Source organism: uncultured Streptococcus sp. (assembly GCF_963511325.1).
Classification (GTDB): Bacteria; Bacillota; Bacilli; order Lactobacillales; family Streptococcaceae; genus Streptococcus.
Genome location: NZ_CAUPII010000013.1, coordinates 25,951 through 42,930, shown reverse-complemented (window position 1 = coordinate 42,930; position 16,980 = coordinate 25,951). Strand labels below are relative to the sequence as shown.

Below are 16,980 nucleotides of genomic sequence, written 5' to 3'. Positions count from 1 at the left end.
TTATCAGATTAACTTCCACTTCTAATAGCGGTGGAACTTAGTTTGCGAATTTAGCTAACCTAACTTCCCAACAGAAATTTTAAAAAAATTTATTAACTTTAAATAAAAAAATATCCCAACATAAATTGTTACTGCTAAATGTGCAATAACCGCTTATGTTGAGACTCAGATAAATACAAAATATTTCGAGTTAATAACTTAAATGTTTTGATATGAAAGAATATACTTTATATTTTTTATAGCAAGTATCATATCTCTATACTCAATGTTAGCAAAAAAACAATTACTAAAGATTAAACTTGCCAATAAGTCTTTGACTTTCTACTTGCTACTTCGAAGTTTCTTACGGATTTTATAGGCTATATTAAACAAGAAATACAATGAGCTAGTTGGGTAATTAAACTCACCAGCAAATTCCTCGATAGTGGGATTAAACTTAGATTTAAAATTAAATAACCCACCCTCTAAATTATTTTCAATTCCTCCCATATTATGAGTCTCTGCTCCACGTTCAAATGAATGTTGAGCAGTCTCAAACCATGTTGGAATAGCAGGTTGATAATGTCTAAATTCCTCATTCATTCCAGCATATAAGTTTTCAGAAGTTTTCCCAAATTCGATGGTTAAAGTTCCAGACAATGGAACGACACTGTCCCCTCTATCAATATGGCTCTTAAGAAAAGAAATTTCTTCCTCTAATCGTTTTCTCTCTTGCTGATTCTCTTTTATTTTGCCTTCTTTCGTTTTATCAGTAAATTTCTGCGCTATTTTAAAATTCTTTTCGAGTTGCTGCTCAACTTCTTTCAGTCTATTAGGTAAATCTAAATAGCTCAGTGTGATAAAAGAGTGATCAGGATAAGTATTCAGTAACTTCTGATAATAATCTTTACCTCGTAAACTGATATTCTTACGAGACTCTGTTTTCTTCATTAAAAATGAAAATTCATCTAATAAATCGAGTCCACCAAATTTCACTTCCAATCCTTTATTTCTTGCAGTTCGGATTGCCTGTCTAGTAGACTTGGATAGTTGATCCAACGAGAAATTTTCTTTATGAATATTAGCTTGAAAACGTGGTTGTATATTTTCTGCCATATCCTTTGTCAAACCTGTCCAATGAACTTTGTTTCTTTGCAATTCCTCAACAATTTCAAAAGTTTTAGAATTTTGGATAGTTTCTTGGTCGATAAGACTTCGACTGATAAACAGACTTGGATCAAATTTGATCATTATTGCATGGCTTTTTTTAGCAAGTTTTTTCAATGTTAAAAGCACAAATTTCAGAAGTTCTTTATCTTCATAATTAATAACTGGGCCTCTTGGAATATAGAACATGGAAAATCCTAATGGAAGAGGCTGAATTAAGATGTTCGCTACTCCAACTAGGTGATTCTCTTTATAAAAGCCAACTCTCTCGTTCCCCCAAGTATCCTTTATCTTAGACCAATCACTACTCTGCAATAAATTTCCTTGAGGATGATTTTCTAAAAACAAATCCCACTCTTTGACATCAACATTCATTTTATAAGTAAACATAATTCCAGTACCAACTCTCTTAAACTCTAGTTTTTATTTCGTTTGATAAACATATTTATTCTAGCTACATATCTGATAATTTTCAATCCATATTTAACTCTCTAATTATAAAAATATTTAGATGAAAATTTCTTATCAATACTATACAAAGGGTGAGATTAATAAAACCTCACCCTAAATTTAATAATAATTAATATGTTAGTTTGGATAAATGTATCTTACTGTACCACGTGATGCTGTAGGATTAAACCATCCACGATAATTTCCGATTGGTTGAGTTCCGCTACCATCATAGTTACATTCTGAAACTTGAATACGCGTTGTTGATTCAACAGCTGTAACAACTGCTACGTGTCCATATCCACCATCATCCCAACAAGCAATCGCACCAACTTGTGGTGTAGAACCTGTACGAAAGCCTGCTGCTGCTGCACTAGTAGCCCACTGACCACCATTACCCCAATAATCACCAGCCCAAGGTGCCAAGGTCTTAGCACCCCATGTACATTGACCTACAGGGTAACTTGAAGCGTTTGAACTATAAGTTGGTCGTTGACTTACAGTAGTTGCTGCAGGTGTGTAGCTTGAATCATCATCTGATGATGAAGCTGACGAAGAACTTGAAGTTGCTTGTACTTGTGCTGCAAAAGTTGTGTTAGCTGAAGCTGCAACTGATTGTTGTTGACTTGCTTGTCTAGCTTTATAAGCTGCTTCTGCCTCTGCTGCCGCTTTAGCTTCTGCCTCTGCTGCTGCTTTTTGCTCCAACAAGCTAGTTTTTTCATTTTCTGCTGTAGCTTTTTCAGCTGCAAGATTTAACTCAGCTACTTTCAATTCTGCTTGTTTTGTTGTCAAAACTTGAGCATCGTCAGCAAGTGTTTGTTGGTTAGCAATGACTGTATTGATTGCTTCGTTGTTTGCAACTTGTTTTTCAGAGATAGCTTTCTTATCTTCTTTTTGTTGCTGCAACATTTTATTGTTTGCTGATACGATTTCACTCATAGCTGCTACACGAGAAATAGCTTCTGTGATTGAGTCAGAGTTAATAATTGTATTGATGTAGCTTGTAGCAGTTCCGTTCGTTTGTGCACTACGAGCTTGGTTTTCAAGCGATGCATTACGAGCTACAATATTTTTTGAAAGCTCTGCGATTTCACCTTCAAGTTTTTTAGATTCTTCTTGAAGTTTTTCGTTTTCAGATTGCAATTTTTCTTGCTCTGATTGAATAGCTGAAACTTTAGTTTGAATTTCGTCTACTTGTTTTTGAGCTTCTTTCTGTTGAGCTGTCAAGTTACTAATTTTACTATCTTGAGCAGCAATCTTTTCATCTGTTGTATTTGCTTTAACACTTGAAAGAACAGCTCCTTGTGAGACCAATACTGTACTTAACAAAAGTGATGCTAGGATTTTTTTCTTCATAAGTGTGAATACTCCTTCTTTTAAGACAATACTAGTATATCAAAAAAAGGCCTAATAAATATTACGCCTTTATTACAGTTTTGTTTCTTTCTTATAGATATATTTTTTCAAAAATAAACTGGAAAACTAACATCCATAGACAGTTTAATATCATTGATGGAACTAGACCATAAACGATAAAGACTGTTATACTTTCAGCAGTTAGGCCAATCATTTGCGCTAGAAGAAAACTACCAAACTCAAAAGAGAAAGTCATCATTAAAATAGCTAATAGTCTAGTCCATCTATTTGATAAAATGATCGCATTATTTTTATAAATGATTGCACCAATAATCACAAAAAGAAGACTAGCAATCCCTACTAAATGGAAAAAATAAATATCGTATATAAGACCAATAAATAAGCAATAAACTAAAAATAGATACTCCGATACTTCAATAGTCTCAAACAACAAGAAGATGAAGATAAAATGACTCACAATTTGAAAATGTGGAAAAAAACTATTTACAAATTGCCCTAAATGACTGTCTATTAAGACAACTATAGGCAAGAGTAAAAACATCCCTATCTGCTTCAACAGTCTCATGATGGGTTCCCCACTAACTCTACGACTTTGGTATTCATTGAATCAGACTGAAGTTTGACTAACACTTCTCTTGTCAGATAGTCATTGCTATGCGTCACAGATTCGACCTCACCTACTGGAATGTCAGTAGCATTAAAATTACCAAGACCACCAGTTACTACCTTGTCTCCTTGACTGATATCACTACTACTATTTAACTGGCTTATTTTAAGCAAGTCTTTTTCTTTGTCGTACCCAATGATAATACCATATATACTAGTAGAACCGTGTTGGATTTTAACGGATATTTTCTCTGTATTTTCTGCGTTGGTTAGTAAGTTGACCACAGTAGAGTTATCTTCAATCTTTCCCACGCTTCCAATCAGTCCTCCACCAGCAATCACAAGCATATTACTGGTCACACCTTGTTGAGAACCTGCATCAATTGTCAACTCTTGTTTCCAGGTTGCAGGAGTTCTCATGATGACGTCAGAAGCAATTAACTTGGTTGCATTCAATTTTGACTTCATATCCAATAACTGACGCAGTTGCTCATTTTCTTCCTTCAGACTGTCTGCTTCATTCATTTCCTTCTTCATCTGATAGAGTTCTTTTTTGAGAGTTTCATTCTCGTTATAGGTTCTGGTCAAACGACCTAAATCAGATTTTACGGAAGAAAGCCATTGAAAAGGCTTTTGCACTATTCTATCGACTAATGAAATGCCATCTCCAGCTTTTGTTACAACTGCACTTGATTGTGTTGTCACTAAAAAAACGGATACTACTAATACAACGACAAATAGAACAATGATATATTTTGATTTTTTAAAACGGTTCATACCTCTACCTTATATTACATTCTAAGATTTTAGCAAAAATAGAATTGCACCCAATACACAAACAAATAATAGCGCTATACTGTCTCTGTTCATCCAATTTAACTGTCGATACTGACTGCGTCCATTCCCACCTTGATACCCCCTAGCTTCCATGGCTGTAGCAAGAGAATCCGCTCTTTTCAAACTGGTAGCGAACAAAGGAATCAAAATAGGAATCATAGCCTTAACCTTTTGAATTACATTTCCTTCTCCAAAATCTACACCACGCGCCTTTTGAGCATTCATAATGCGAATCGTATCATCCATCAAGGTTGGTACAAATCGCAAACTCATAGACAACATGAGCCCAATCTCATGAACTGGAACCTTAAATCTTTTTAAAGGTCCAAGCAAGGATTCAACCGCTGTTGCCAAGCTCAATGGCATGGTTGTCAAAGTAAGCAAGGTTGAGAAAAAGATAATCAACACAAAACGACAAAAAATAATTCCTGCCTGCTCAATACCATAGCTTGTAATTTTTATAAATCCCATCTCGAACAAGACTTGACCACCAGAGATAAAGAACAGTTGAAAAAGGGTTGTAAAAGCAATCAGAAAAAACATAGATCGCAAACCTTTTATAAAAAAAGATAAGGGAACTTCTGATAAAATGACAAATATGCCTGTTGCAATGAAGAGTATGAGATTTGTAATTGGATTATTGGCCCAAAAAGTGATGATGATCAATAAAATCATTGCTACTAACTTACTACGAGGATCTAGACGATGAATAATCGAATTTCCTGGTATGTATCGACCTAAAATCATATTATCCATTGATAAACTCCTTAAACTCCTCTATCGTTATCGGCAATTGTTCGAAAGAAATTCCTCTGTCAACTAGCCTTTGAGCAAATCGTGTGATTTTAGGAACACCCAATTGGATTTTTTCCATAAATTCGACATTTTGAAAGACAAGACTTGGCTTCCCACCCTTAACTAGTTTCCCTTTTTCCATCACATAAACTTGGTCAGCAAATTCGGCCACATCATCCATAAGGTGGGTTACTAGAACAATTGTTATGCCATCTTGATGAAGCTTTTTAAACAAGGCCATCAACTCTTTCCGACCAATTGGATCTAAACCAGCTGTTGGCTCGTCTAAGACCAAAATGCTAGGCTCCATCGCCAAAATTCCAGCAATAGCAACCCGTCTCATTTGTCCCCCTGAAAGTTCAAATGGACTTCGTTCAAAGAGTGATTCATCGATTCCTACTAAAGCTAGTTTTTCACGCGCAATAGCTTCTGCCTCTTCTACAGAAACTCCAAAATTTTGAGGGCCAAAAGCCACATCTTTTAAGACAGTCTCCTCAAAAATTTGATTCTCTGCAAACTGAAATACCAACCCAACTTGTTTACGAATTTGACGAATTTGCTTATTGACGGATGTTGATGTAATCAATGTATCAAAGACACGAACACTTCCCTTTGTAGGAACCAACAAACCATTCAAGAGTTGAAGGATTGTAGACTTTCCGCTTCCTGTATGCCCAATAATCGCAGTATAAGAGCCATCCTCTATTGACAAACTGACATCTGACAAGGCAGCTGAAGCAAAGGGTGTTCCTTCCTGATACGTATAACTAACATTGTCTAGAATAATTCCCATAAAGCCTCCTCAAGCTCCTCCTCGGTCAGATAGTGCTCTGGTAATTTTAAGCCATTATCACGCAGTGATTGTTTTAATTGGTTGACAAAGGGTTGATCTAAGCCAATTTGATCTAAATCTGACCTAGAAAATAATTCTCTAGGAGTGCTTGTTGACTCGACTTTCCCTTTTTTCATTACTAAAACACGGTCACTCATAGCAACCTCATCTAAATCATGCGTAATGGAGATAACTGTTATCTGGTGGTCTTGGCGAATTTTCTGGACTATCTTAATCAATTCTAATCGTCCCTCAGGGTCCAACATACTTGTAGCCTCATCCAAGATTAAAATATCTGGTCGCAGAGCAACAACTCCTGCAATAGCTACCCTCTGCTTCTGACCTCCTGACAAGCGAGCTGGTTCCTTTTTAGCAAATTCAGCCATCCCAACCAATGATAAAGCCTCAGAAACACGTTTCTTCATCTCTTCAAGTGGGATTCCTTGATTTTCCAGTCCAAAAGCAACGTCGTCTTCAACAGTTGCTCCTACGAATTGGTTATCAGGATTTTGAAAGACCATACCAATCTTACGTCTTTTTTCCCAGACATTTTCTGGAGTTAGGCAATCACCGTCTATCCAAATTTCTCCAGATTCAGCCTCGAGCAAACCATCAATCAAGCGAACTGTCGTTGATTTTCCACTACCATTATGACCAACGATTGACAACCATTCTCCACGTTTCACGTGAAACGAAATGTTATGAACATCATAATGTTCTTGATCTGCCTGATATCGAAAAGACAGGTCTTTTATCTCAATAATCGATTCCATATCTAACGAAAGGTTCCTTTAAACAAATATGCGCTTCCCTTGAAATAATCATAACCAGAATAAACTGTGAAGAACAAGGCAATATAAAGAGTTATCTGACCAAGCACATTCCAGTGAAGTAGCAAGAATATAATCGCAAACATCTGACTAAATGTCTTGATTTTTCCAGGCATAGCAGCAGCTAGAACAGTACCTCCTGTTTCAACTAAGAGCAAGCGTAAACCGGTGACAGCAAGTTCACGACAAATAATTATTGCTACCACCCAAGCTGGTGCCATCTTTAGACCAACCAACATGATAAAGGCTGACATGACCAATAATTTATCAGCCATTGGATCTGCAAACTTTCCGAAATTACTAACCACTTGCCATTTTCTAGCTAAATAACCATCTAGATAGTCAGTGATACTGGCAATAGCAAAAATAACTGCTGCTATTTTATGTAACACAGGAGATGGTCCAACTGATAGAAGAATAATAAAAATCGGAATAAATAAAATTCTACCAATCGTAAGCATATTAGGAATATTCTCTTTTTTCATGTTATCCTTCCTTTAGTTTGAACTTAATGTTAGAGTAATCCAACCAGTTTGACCAGTTAATTTTGAAGTGTCAATTTCCTTATTATCAATTTTCACTGACACTCCTTTAACAACACCTAATGTGATAGTTACTGGAGAACCTTTAGAAATCGTTGTTTTAGCTGTTTTATTATTAGGTTCGAGAGTCACTCCACCAGCCAAATCCGTATCCGAAACACTAATCCAGCTTGTTGTATCTGTTACAGATAATTGAAGATCCGCAGAATCTTTAGATGTCTTATATTCCACTGACAAAGTATCTCCCTGACCTGAAACAGTCAAAGTAGTTGCCTCACTCGAACTTGATGAACTAGTAGCTTGACTACTACTTGATGCTACACTACTAGAGCTACTTGTTGAACTCACAACACTATAAGTTGCCGCAGAAGACGCAGTTGGTTGGGTTTGAATATAATTCCACACATAGTAGGTTACAAAAATTAAAATTGATAAAGAAAAAAGAACAAAGTAAAAAAGCGGGAGAAATGAATTCTTTTTGCGATTTGAACGTCTACGTCCTGAAAGCTCAATCTCATCAACATCTACCTCTTCATAAGTAATCATACTACCCGAATCATAGGCATCTAGAACAATATGTTCATCTAATTCAACAGCCCAAGCATACTTTCTCAAAAATGAACGAGCATAAAAAGTACTCGGTAGTTTGTCAAAATCATCTGACTCCATTGCCTCCAACAAATCCAGCTGAATATCTGTCTTTCTGTGCAATTCCTCTAAGCTCAGTCCTTGGTTAATTCTTGCAAGACGTAAGACCTCACCAATTGTTTTTTTTCTCATACTTAACATTCCTTCTTTCTAGTGTATTTTCTAGCGATTATATCAGGAAAATTGTACAATCAACCATATCGCTATTATCTATCAAATCATGTCCAGCCTCTAGAACATCTTCTAAAGTAATTTCCTGCAAAAGTTTAGGAAGGTCAAACAGGGTAGATCCTGTATCGGTTGGATGATACTGAGTGGCAATGTATTCTAGGGAATCCATACTATGAAGAAATTCTCCATACATCTCAGTTTTTACAATATCCAAGTGATCCTCAGTTACATCCTCATCTTTCATAAAATTGCGAATAGCTTTACGAAATTGATGAGAAAGTGCCACAGGTTCCTTTGTATCCATTGTTAATATCACAAAATGGAAACGAGGATCAACTTCTATTTCTAGAGACAGGGAAGCATCCAGTTTACCTGTCTCATATAATTTTTGAAATCTTTGTGAAGTCCAACCAAACATCATTGTAAACAACAATTTCAATAAAAGATGATAACGATACTGATCTCGATTTCCGATATCTTCATTTCCTCTAATACCGATCGCTAATTTTGGAGAAGCCACGTCCATCCGTAAACTTTCAGTAGTCTTTACAGGATGTAAAGGTATTCGTTCTCTTTTAAACTCATGTTTTTTTTCTTGAGGATGAGATTTCTTAGCAAAATAATCTTCAAGCAGTTCAAAATCAAAATTCCCCACTAAAAAGATATTACTATTGACAGGTCTGTAAAACTCTTTAAAGTTCTCTTCTAAATCCTCCAAAAAAATAGCATCAATAGAGTTTTCACTACCAACAATATCTGAAGCTAAAGGACTTTCTGGATAGAGATTTGCCAAAGTATTGAAAAATAAACAAGAATCCGGATCATCCTGATACATCTCTCTTTCCTGTTGAATGATATCCTTTTCGCGCTCCACAGATTCTTCAGTCATATTGAAAGTAGTGACAAGTTCTTCTAGCAAATCTAAACACTCTAGAACATTTTCAGAAGTCGAGAAAAGATAGCTAGTGTTCGTAAAGCTCGTAAAGGCATTACTTTCAGCACCCAACTCTGTAAAAGCTGCCATAACATCTCCAGAATCTTCTCTTTCAAAAAGCTTATGTTCTAAGAAATGAGCGATTCCTTGTGGATATTGTTGTAAGTCCTTACCATCCACTGTAAACCTTGTGTCAACAGAACCGACTTGGACACTTACAACGCCATAAACCTCGTTAAAGTCCTTTTTAGGTAGTAAAGTAACTGTCAAACCATTTTCTAATCTAGTTTGATACAAAGTTTCTTTTACAGCAGGATAATATTTCTTTTGAAAAGTAGGTCTGGTCATTCTGCTCCTTCCATAAAATAAATAGCCTGCAACTTAAAACTGTTTGCTGCTTCACAAATTGCTTCTCTATCAACTTGGTCAAGCTTATCGATTAAAGTTTTTGTGTCAAGATTCGCTTTCCCAAAAAAAGTTGACAGATAATATTTATCGACGATAGAATCTTGATTATCCTGAGCAAGTAGTAAGGATCGACGAATCATTTGTTTGGTCTGATCAATTTCCTTATCTGTAAACTTGCCATTTTTTATGTCAAGCAACTGATGATTCATCAATTTTCTTACTTTGTTTCGATTTTGCCGATCAATTCCAGCAAATAGTCGTAAAAATCCACTAAAGAGATCCAAATGACTTGATACCGTATAGGCCAGTCCTTCTTTTTCTCGCACTTGGGTAAATAGTTTCGAATGAGGAAAGGCTCCTAAAAGACCATTGACAAGAAGCACTGCCATCTGTTCTTCATCACCATATGCCACTGAACTATGGTAGCCCATCTCTAAAACAGACTGTCCTAATCTCTTTCTAACAATACCTTCTCTAAGAATATTAGAATAGGGTTGCTGATATTGAATGTTTACAACTGATTTACGACCTGTTAAAGGAAATTTATGTAAAAACTCTAAAACTTCAATTTCATTAAAATCGCCTAAGAAGAAAATATCTATTTGGTCTTCTTTTAGCATTTTTTGATAGCTTGAAAAACATGTTTTTGAAGTCTCTTCTGAAATTCTAGAAATCAAATCTTTTGGAACTAGCTGCATTGATTCTTCTTGGAAAAACAATTGATCCAACTCTTTATGTGCAAAGAAGAATGGGTCTTCTAATTCTGATTCCAGCCTTGATAAGATCTGTTTTTTCTCGATGTCAAAAGCATTTTTCTCAAATCCATCCTCATCCGACAATGGTGTAAACAGAACCTGGTGCAGTAATTCTAAAATTTGAGAAGTTAATACATTTTTCTTACTTAAAAATTCATCACGCACATAGGAGATACTCAAATCCACAAGATGACTTTGTCCTCTTCTATAAGCGTGCGCTGACAAATCAGTTCCATACAAGGTTGCTAAACGTTTTCTAAACAGTTGAGCAGTTGGATAACTTTGGTTGGCAGTTTCAAGCATACTGGCACTTAACATGCGACTTGAAATTGAATCCAAAGACAATGGAGCTGTGAAACGCACAGTAATTTTATTAGTTTTAAATTTTTTTGATTGTATAAAATGCACTGCAATTCCAGGTACTAACTCCATCTCTTACCTCCTTCTACATAGAGTTCTATTATACCATGAAAAGAGAAAATTTTCTTGTTCTCTTTACCCCTTTTAAAATTAAAATCGCTTTCATTTCTAACGAATTTACCTCTGCCATTTCAAGGTAAAATATGGTATAATACCAAAGATTGAGGTGAACTATGGAATACAAATTATTTGAAGAATTTATCACTCTCCAAGCTCTCTTGAAAGAACTTGGTATTATACACAGTGGCGGAGCTATTAAATCCTTTTTAGCTGAGCATCATGTCTACTTTAATGGGGAATTAGAAAATCGTCGTGGGAAAAAAGTAAGAATCGGAGACTCTATCGACATTCCTGACCTGAAAATCCAAATCATTCTGACGCAACCTAGCTTAGAAGAACAGCAAGAATATGCCCAAGAAAAACTTGAAAAAGAACGTGTGGCTAAACTTGTCAAAGAAATGAATAAGACGGTCAAAAAAAAGCCAACAAAAAAGACCCCGAAAGCTAAAACAAAAACTGCACCACGTTTCCCAGGTAGGTAAATATGTGGCTGAAGAACCTATCTATTAAACAATTTCGTAACTACCGTGATACAGAAATTGAATTCAATCCAAAATTAAATGTTTTTGTCGGTCGAAATGCCCAAGGAAAAACCAATCTTTTGGAAAGCATTTACTTTTTAGCTTTAACTAGAAGTCATCGTACAAAGACAGACAAGAATTTAATTCAATTTGAAGAAGAACAACTTCAAGTTTCTGGAATTCTTAAAAAACGAACAGCTACTATTCCACTTGAGATTGATTTGACTCCAAAAGGTCGAATTACTAAAGTTAATCACTTAAAACAAGCTCGACTATCTGACTACATTGGACACATGAATGTTATCCTATTTGCACCCGAAGATTTACAACTTGTCAAAGGAGCACCTGCTATCCGACGTAAGTTTATAGATATGGAACTAGGACAAATCAAACCCATATACTTGTCAGATTTGTCAAGCTACAATCATGTGCTCAAACAAAGAAATACCTACTTAAAGTCAGCGAATCAGATTGACGAAACATTTTTATCCGTTCTAGATGACCAGCTAGTAGACTATGGTTGTCGGGTGATGGTCCACAGAGAAGAATTTATCAAAAAAATGGAATATTTTGGTCGTGAAAAACACTTTGATATTTCGGACCAATTAGAAGAGTTGTCAATTTGTTATCAACCATCTGTAAACTTTACTGACAAGGAACACCTAGCAGAATCTTTTTATGCAGCACTTCAAAAAAGTCGATCAAGAGATTTATTTAAAAAGAATACTGGAGTTGGTCCTCATCGGGATGATATGATTTTCATGATTAATGGTATGGAAGCAAGTTTCGGCAGTCAAGGGCAACATCGTAGCTTAGTGCTTTCTATAAAACTTGCTGAAATCGAATTGATGGAGAGCATTACCAAAGAATCTCCCATTCTTTTGCTTGACGATGTTATGAGTGAACTTGACAATGCTCGTCAACTTAAATTGTTGGAAACTATTTCTCATAACATTCAAACTTTTATTACAACTACTAGTTTAGAGCATCTTCAAAACTTACCTGATAATCTCAGTGTATTTACAGTAAAAGATGGTCAATTATCTGTAAACTAAGATTTACAATATTGTAAACAACAAAAATCTCCTGTTTTATAGGAGATTTTTTATTACATTGAATAGTTTGGCGCTTCATTTGTGATTTGCACATCGTGTGGATGGCTTTCTTTTAGACCAGCACCAGACATTTCGATAAATTGAGCATTGTCATGCAATTCTTTAAGGTTAGCTGCACCACAGTAACCCATACCAGATCGGATACCACCAATCATTTGGAATACGATATCAGCTGCTGCTCCTTTATATGCAACTCGTCCTTCAATTCCTTCTGGAACAAGTTTGTTTGCTTCATTGACTGAGCCTTGGAAGTAACGGTCACTTGAACCCTTCTTCATAGCAGCGATTGAACCCATACCACGGTATGTCTTGAACTTACGTCCTTGGAAGATTTCAGTTTCTCCTGGAGCTTCATCTGTTCCTGCAAACATTGATCCAAGCATTACTGCATTTCCACCAGCAGCAAGGGCTTTAACAATATCTCCAGAATACTTGATTCCACCATCAGCAATGATTGTTTTGCCATATTCACGCGCAACTGCTGCTGCATCGTAAATTGCTGTTACCTGGGGAACTCCTACACCAGCAATCACACGAGTTGTACAGATTGAACCTGGCCCAATACCAACTTTAACAACGTCAACTCCTGCATCATAAAGGGCACGGGCTCCTTCAGCAGTAGCAATATTTCCAGCAATCAGTGTACGGTCTGGGAAATGGGCACGGATTTCAGCGATTTTACGAAGAACCCCTGCAGAGTGTCCGTGTGCTGTATCGATGACAATGGCATCTGCTCCTGCTTCAAAAAGGGCTTCAGCACGTTCAAATGTATCAGAAGTGACCCCTACCGCACCTGCAACTAGAAGACGACCAAATTCATCTTTTGCAGCATTTGGAAACTCAATCACTTTTTCAATATCTTTAATCGTGATCAAGCCAGAAAGACGACCTGCTTCATCAACCAAAGGAAGTTTTTCAATACGGTGTTCTTGAAGAATGCTCTCAGCTGTTTCAAGATCTGTTCCAACAGGAGCAGTAACAAGATTCTCGCTGGTCATATGATTTGAGATTGGTTGATCGTAATCTGAAATAAAACGAAGGTCTCGGTTTGTTAAAATACCAACCAATTTACGATTTTCAAGAGTTTCAACCACTGGAACACCACTGATACGGTAACGTCCCATGAGTTCATCTGCTTCTGCAATTGTATGCTCTGGAGTCAAGAAGAATGGATCAATGATAACACCATTTTCAGAACGTTTTACCTTACGAACTTCATCTGCCTGCTGCTCAATAGACATATTTTTATGGATAACACCAAGACCACCTGCACGCGCAATAGCAATAGCCATTTGGCTTTCTGTTACAGTATCCATGGCTGCTGTAATAATTGGGATATTTAAAGTCAGATTATCAGCCAATTTCGTTGTTAAATCCGCATCATTAGGCAACACATGGCTCTCTGCTGGAATAAGCAATACATCATCAAAGGTAAAACCTTTTTTCAAAAATTTAGTGTCCCAATTAGACATTGAAGTTTCCTCTTTTCTTTCTTTTTGAGCTTGACGCTTTTTGTATTGTATCTATCATACCATTCTATGAAAATTTGTCAATTATATTGATAATAGATAATGTAAAAAACTATCCCTTTAATTTTAAAGAAGAGATAGTTTTAGAGTTCGTATTTTATCTATTAATGAAAGTAATTTAGACCCATTGCTGATTTTACTTCTGATAGCGTTTGGCCAGCAACTTCTCGAGCTTGTTCACTACCTTTTTGGAGCATATTATAAACTTCACCCATATCTTTAGCATATTCTAGGCGACGTTTACGGATTGGACCAAGTTCACGTTCTAGGATTTCAAGTAGATACCGTTTTGTCTTAACATCACCTAGACCTCCACGTTGATAATGCTCTTTCATGTCAGCAATTTCTTGAGCATCTTCAGGACGTCCGAATACGTCTAAGTAATGGAAAACCATATTTCCTTCAATCTTACCTGGATCCTCAACACGAATGTGATCTGGATCTGTATACATACTCATTACTTTCTTACGCAAAGTATCTGCATCATCTGACAAGTAGATACCATTATTAAGCGATTTAGACATTTTGGCATTTCCATCAAGACCAGGTAAGCGACCTGCTCCTTCATTTTCAGGATAAATTCCTTCCGGTTCTACTAAAACATCACAATTATAGGCATGGTTGAATGAACGCACAATCTCACGCGTTTGTTCAATCATCGGTTTTTGGTCTGTACCTACAGGAACATAGTTAGCCTTAAAAGCTGTGATATCTGCTGCTTGAGCAATTGGATAAACTAAAAATCCAGTTGGAATACTTTCTCCAAATCCTTTCTGAGCAATTTCTGTCTTTACAGTAGGATTACGCTCCAGACGAGCCAAAGACACTAGATTCATGTAATACATAGAAAGCTCTGCCAATTCTGGAATCTGGCTTTGAATGAAAATCGTTGATTTGTTAGGATCCAATCCCACTGCAAGATAGTCCAAAGCAACATTCCCAATAGACTCTACAATAGTTTGTGGATCTTTTGCATGGTCAGTTAAAGCTTGCTGGTCAGCCAAAAAAACAAACATGTCATATTTATCTTCTTGCTGTAATAAGACACGATTTTTTAAGCTACCAACGTAGTGCCCAATATGTAATTTCCCCGTTGGACGATCTCCTGTTAAAATAATGGGTTTATTCATCTTATTCTCCTTTGATATAGTCCTTTCAATTATAGCATTTTTTTGATAAAAAGACAGGTAATTTTTTTTATCAAATAATTACGATTTCAACTCCTTAACTGTAAACCATCTGTAAATATCCTTTACAAATAATTGACAGATAAAAATTTGAATATTTGCTGATTTTCTAGTAGAATTAGAGTATTACATATAATAGGAGAAAAAAATTGCTAACAGTATCTGATGTTTCACTACGTTTTAGTGATCGCAAACTTTTTGATGAGGTCAACATCAAATTTACAGAAGGAAACACATATGGTTTAATTGGTGCTAACGGTGCAGGTAAATCAACATTTTTAAAAATCTTAGCTGGGGATATTGAACCTACAACTGGTCATGTTTCTCTTGGACCTGATGAACGTCTTTCTGTGCTTCGTCAAAATCACTTTGACTATGAGGATGAACGTGTTATTGATGTTGTTATCATGGGTAATGAAAAACTATACAACATCATGAAAGAAAAAGATGCTATCTATATGAAAGCAGACTTTACTGATGAAGATGGAGTTCGTGCAGCTGAGCTTGAAGGAGAATTTGCTGAACTAGGTGGTTGGGAAGCTGAGAGTGAAGCTTCACAACTCTTGCAAAACTTGAATATCCCTGAAGATCTTCATTACCAAAATATGAGTGAACTTGCAAATGGTGACAAAGTGAAGGTGCTCCTTGCTAAAGCTCTATTTGGTAAACCAGATGTCCTTCTTCTAGACGAGCCGACCAACGGTCTTGATATCCAATCTATTACTTGGTTAGAAGATTTCTTGATTGACTTTGATAACACTGTTATTGTCGTATCCCATGACCGTCACTTCTTGAACAAAGTATGTACTCACATGGCCGACCTTGACTTTGGAAAAATCAAACTCTATGTCGGAAACTACGACTTCTGGAAAGAATCTTCTGAGCTTGCTGCTAAATTGCTAGCAGACCGTAATGCTAAAGCAGAAGAAAAAATTAAGCAACTCCAAGAATTCGTTGCTCGTTTTTCTGCTAATGCTTCTAAATCAAGACAAGCAACATCACGTAAGAAAATGCTTGATAAGATTGAACTTGAAGAAATTGTGCCATCTAGTCGTAAATATCCATTTATCAACTTTAAAGCTGAACGTGAAATCGGAAACGATCTCTTGACAGTAGAAAATCTATCTGTCAAGATTGATGGCGAAACTATTCTTGACAACATCAGCTTTATCTTGCGTCCAGGTGACAAGACAGCTCTAATCGGTCAAAACGACATTCAAACAACTGCATTGATTCGTGCTATTATGGGTGATATTGACTATGAGGGAACTGTCAAGTGGGGAGTTACAACTAGTCGCTCTTACTTGCCAAAAGACAATTCAGCTGATTTTGCTGGGGGTGAATCTATCCTTGACTGGCTCCGTCAATTTGCAAGTAAAGAAGAAGATGATAATACCTTCTTGCGTGGTTTCCTTGGTCGTATGCTCTTCTCTGGAGATGAGGTTAACAAACCTGTAAATGTCTTGTCAGGGGGAGAAAAAGTGCGCGTGATGCTATCAAAACTCATGCTTTTGAAATCAAATGTTCTAGTACTTGACGATCCTACTAATCACTTAGATTTGGAATCTATTTCAAGTTTGAACGATGGATTGAAAAACTTCAAAGAATCTATCATCTTCGCCAGTCATGACCATGAATTCATTCAAACATTGGCTAACCACATTATTGTCCTATCTAAAAACGGTGTAATCGACCGTATCGATGAAACCTATGATGAATTCTTAGAAAATGCTGAAGTACAAGCAAAAGTCAAAGAACTTTGGAAAGACTAAATAATACTTTAAAACTCAGTTGGATTAACCAACTGAGTTTTCTAA

16 protein-coding genes are annotated in these 16,980 nt (G+C 36.3%); 3 read left to right on the top strand and 13 right to left on the bottom strand.

Going from position 1 to position 16,980, the window contains the following annotated elements; translation table 11 throughout:
- Positions 1–321: 321 nt before the first annotated feature.
- The 11 genes from RQ973_RS05300 to yfmF form a co-directional block, all read right to left on the bottom strand.
- Entirely contained in the window at positions 322–1,536 is a 1,215-nt protein-coding gene (locus RQ973_RS05300) for an aminoacyltransferase (RefSeq protein WP_311523055.1), read from the bottom strand.
- A gap of 198 nt (positions 1,537–1,734) precedes the next feature.
- Positions 1,735–2,952: a peptidoglycan hydrolase PcsB gene (pcsB, locus tag RQ973_RS05295; protein WP_311523054.1), complete on the bottom strand. Its 1,218-nt coding sequence runs from the start codon at positions 2,950–2,952 to the stop codon at positions 1,735–1,737.
- Positions 2,953–3,043: 91 nt separating this feature from the next.
- Positions 3,044–3,538, bottom strand: a complete 495-nt coding sequence (gene mreD, locus RQ973_RS05290) for a rod shape-determining protein MreD (protein ID WP_153224649.1) — start codon at positions 3,536–3,538, stop codon at positions 3,044–3,046.
- On the bottom strand, positions 3,535–4,356 hold the full coding sequence (mreC, locus tag RQ973_RS05285) for a rod shape-determining protein MreC (RefSeq protein WP_153224648.1): 822 nt from the start codon (positions 4,354–4,356) through the stop codon (positions 3,535–3,537). The genes mreD and mreC overlap by 4 nt, the downstream gene beginning before the upstream one ends.
- Before the next feature lie 21 nt (positions 4,357–4,377).
- On the bottom strand, positions 4,378–5,172 hold the full coding sequence (locus tag RQ973_RS05280; protein WP_153224647.1) for an energy-coupling factor transporter transmembrane protein EcfT: 795 nt from the start codon (positions 5,170–5,172) through the stop codon (positions 4,378–4,380).
- Positions 5,165–6,004, bottom strand: a complete 840-nt coding sequence (locus tag RQ973_RS05275) for an energy-coupling factor transporter ATPase (RefSeq protein ID WP_153224646.1) — start codon at positions 6,002–6,004, stop codon at positions 5,165–5,167. The genes RQ973_RS05280 and RQ973_RS05275 overlap by 8 nt, the downstream gene beginning before the upstream one ends.
- Positions 5,989–6,816 (bottom strand): energy-coupling factor ABC transporter ATP-binding protein, encoded by an 828-nt coding sequence (locus RQ973_RS05270; RefSeq protein ID WP_311523050.1) that lies wholly within the window; start codon positions 6,814–6,816, stop codon positions 5,989–5,991. Before RQ973_RS05270 ends, RQ973_RS05275 begins: the two co-directional genes overlap by 16 nt.
- Positions 6,817–6,818: 2 nt before the next feature.
- The gene (gene pgsA / locus RQ973_RS05265; protein ID WP_153224644.1) at positions 6,819–7,358 is read right to left on the bottom strand and encodes a CDP-diacylglycerol--glycerol-3-phosphate 3-phosphatidyltransferase; all 540 of its coding nucleotides are present in this window, start codon (positions 7,356–7,358) and stop codon (positions 6,819–6,821) included.
- Positions 7,359–7,370: 12 nt separating this feature from the next.
- Positions 7,371–8,195 carry a cytoskeleton protein RodZ gene (gene rodZ, locus RQ973_RS05260; RefSeq protein WP_311523049.1) on the bottom strand — a complete coding sequence of 275 codons (825 nt, stop codon included), beginning with the start codon at positions 8,193–8,195 and terminating at the stop codon, positions 7,371–7,373.
- A 37-nt stretch (positions 8,196–8,232) separates the two neighbouring features.
- Positions 8,233–9,516 carry an EF-P 5-aminopentanol modification-associated protein YfmH gene (gene yfmH, locus RQ973_RS05255; protein WP_311523048.1) on the bottom strand — a complete coding sequence of 428 codons (1,284 nt, stop codon included), beginning with the start codon at positions 9,514–9,516 and terminating at the stop codon, positions 8,233–8,235.
- Complete coding sequence (gene yfmF, locus RQ973_RS05250) at positions 9,513–10,763, bottom strand: EF-P 5-aminopentanol modification-associated protein YfmF (RefSeq protein WP_311523046.1); 1,251 nt, start codon at positions 10,761–10,763, stop codon at positions 9,513–9,515. Before yfmF ends, yfmH begins: the two co-directional genes overlap by 4 nt.
- A 161-nt stretch (positions 10,764–10,924) precedes the next feature.
- Between yfmF and yaaA the strand changes: the two genes are divergently transcribed.
- A complete protein-coding gene (gene yaaA, locus RQ973_RS05245; protein ID WP_311523045.1) occupies positions 10,925–11,293 on the top strand; it encodes a S4 domain-containing protein YaaA in 369 nt (122 codons plus the stop codon).
- A gap of 2 nt (positions 11,294–11,295) precedes the next feature.
- Entirely contained in the window at positions 11,296–12,387 is a 1,092-nt protein-coding gene (gene recF, locus RQ973_RS05240) for a DNA replication/repair protein RecF (RefSeq protein WP_311523044.1), read from the top strand.
- 53 nt (positions 12,388–12,440) lie between these two features.
- Here recF and guaB read toward each other — a convergent pair whose 3' ends face one another.
- Both guaB and trpS read right to left on the bottom strand, forming a co-directional pair.
- Positions 12,441–13,919 carry an IMP dehydrogenase gene (guaB, locus tag RQ973_RS05235; protein WP_075231088.1) on the bottom strand — a complete coding sequence of 493 codons (1,479 nt, stop codon included), beginning with the start codon at positions 13,917–13,919 and terminating at the stop codon, positions 12,441–12,443.
- A gap of 161 nt (positions 13,920–14,080) precedes the next feature.
- Positions 14,081–15,106: a tryptophan--tRNA ligase gene (gene trpS / locus RQ973_RS05230; RefSeq protein ID WP_311523043.1), complete on the bottom strand. Its 1,026-nt coding sequence runs from the start codon at positions 15,104–15,106 to the stop codon at positions 14,081–14,083.
- 206 nt (positions 15,107–15,312) lie between these two features.
- Between trpS and RQ973_RS05225 the strand changes: the two genes are divergently transcribed.
- Entirely contained in the window at positions 15,313–16,935 is a 1,623-nt protein-coding gene (locus tag RQ973_RS05225; protein ID WP_045762408.1) for an ATP-binding cassette domain-containing protein, read from the top strand.
- Positions 16,936–16,980: the final 45 nt, after the last annotated feature.

Excerpts from the sequence above, each read along its gene's own strand:
- mreD (WP_153224649.1), bottom strand. The coding sequence starts at position 3,538 with ATGAGACTGTTGAAGCAGATAGGGATGTTTTTACTCTTGCCTATAGTT.
- rodZ (WP_311523049.1), bottom strand. The coding sequence starts at position 8,195 with ATGAGAAAAAAAACAATTGGTGAGGTCTTACGTCTTGCAAGAATTAAC.
- yfmF (WP_311523046.1), bottom strand. The coding sequence starts at position 10,763 with ATGGAGTTAGTACCTGGAATTGCAGTGCATTTTATACAATCAAAAAAA.
- yfmH (WP_311523048.1), bottom strand. The coding sequence starts at position 9,516 with ATGACCAGACCTACTTTTCAAAAGAAATATTATCCTGCTGTAAAAGAA.
- recF (WP_311523044.1), top strand. The coding sequence starts at position 11,296 with ATGTGGCTGAAGAACCTATCTATTAAACAATTTCGTAACTACCGTGAT.
- mreC (WP_153224648.1), bottom strand. The coding sequence starts at position 4,356 with ATGAACCGTTTTAAAAAATCAAAATATATCATTGTTCTATTTGTCGTT.
- guaB (WP_075231088.1), bottom strand. The coding sequence starts at position 13,919 with ATGTCTAATTGGGACACTAAATTTTTGAAAAAAGGTTTTACCTTTGAT.
- RQ973_RS05300 (WP_311523055.1), bottom strand. The coding sequence starts at position 1,536 with ATGTTTACTTATAAAATGAATGTTGATGTCAAAGAGTGGGATTTGTTT.
- yaaA (WP_311523045.1), top strand. The coding sequence starts at position 10,925 with ATGGAATACAAATTATTTGAAGAATTTATCACTCTCCAAGCTCTCTTG.
- pcsB (WP_311523054.1), bottom strand. The coding sequence starts at position 2,952 with ATGAAGAAAAAAATCCTAGCATCACTTTTGTTAAGTACAGTATTGGTC.
- RQ973_RS05270 (WP_311523050.1), bottom strand. The coding sequence starts at position 6,816 with ATGGAATCGATTATTGAGATAAAAGACCTGTCTTTTCGATATCAGGCA.
- RQ973_RS05280 (WP_153224647.1), bottom strand. The coding sequence starts at position 5,172 with ATGGATAATATGATTTTAGGTCGATACATACCAGGAAATTCGATTATT.
- trpS (WP_311523043.1), bottom strand. The coding sequence starts at position 15,106 with ATGAATAAACCCATTATTTTAACAGGAGATCGTCCAACGGGGAAATTA.
- RQ973_RS05275 (WP_153224646.1), bottom strand. The coding sequence starts at position 6,004 with ATGGGAATTATTCTAGACAATGTTAGTTATACGTATCAGGAAGGAACA.
- pgsA (WP_153224644.1), bottom strand. The coding sequence starts at position 7,358 with ATGAAAAAAGAGAATATTCCTAATATGCTTACGATTGGTAGAATTTTA.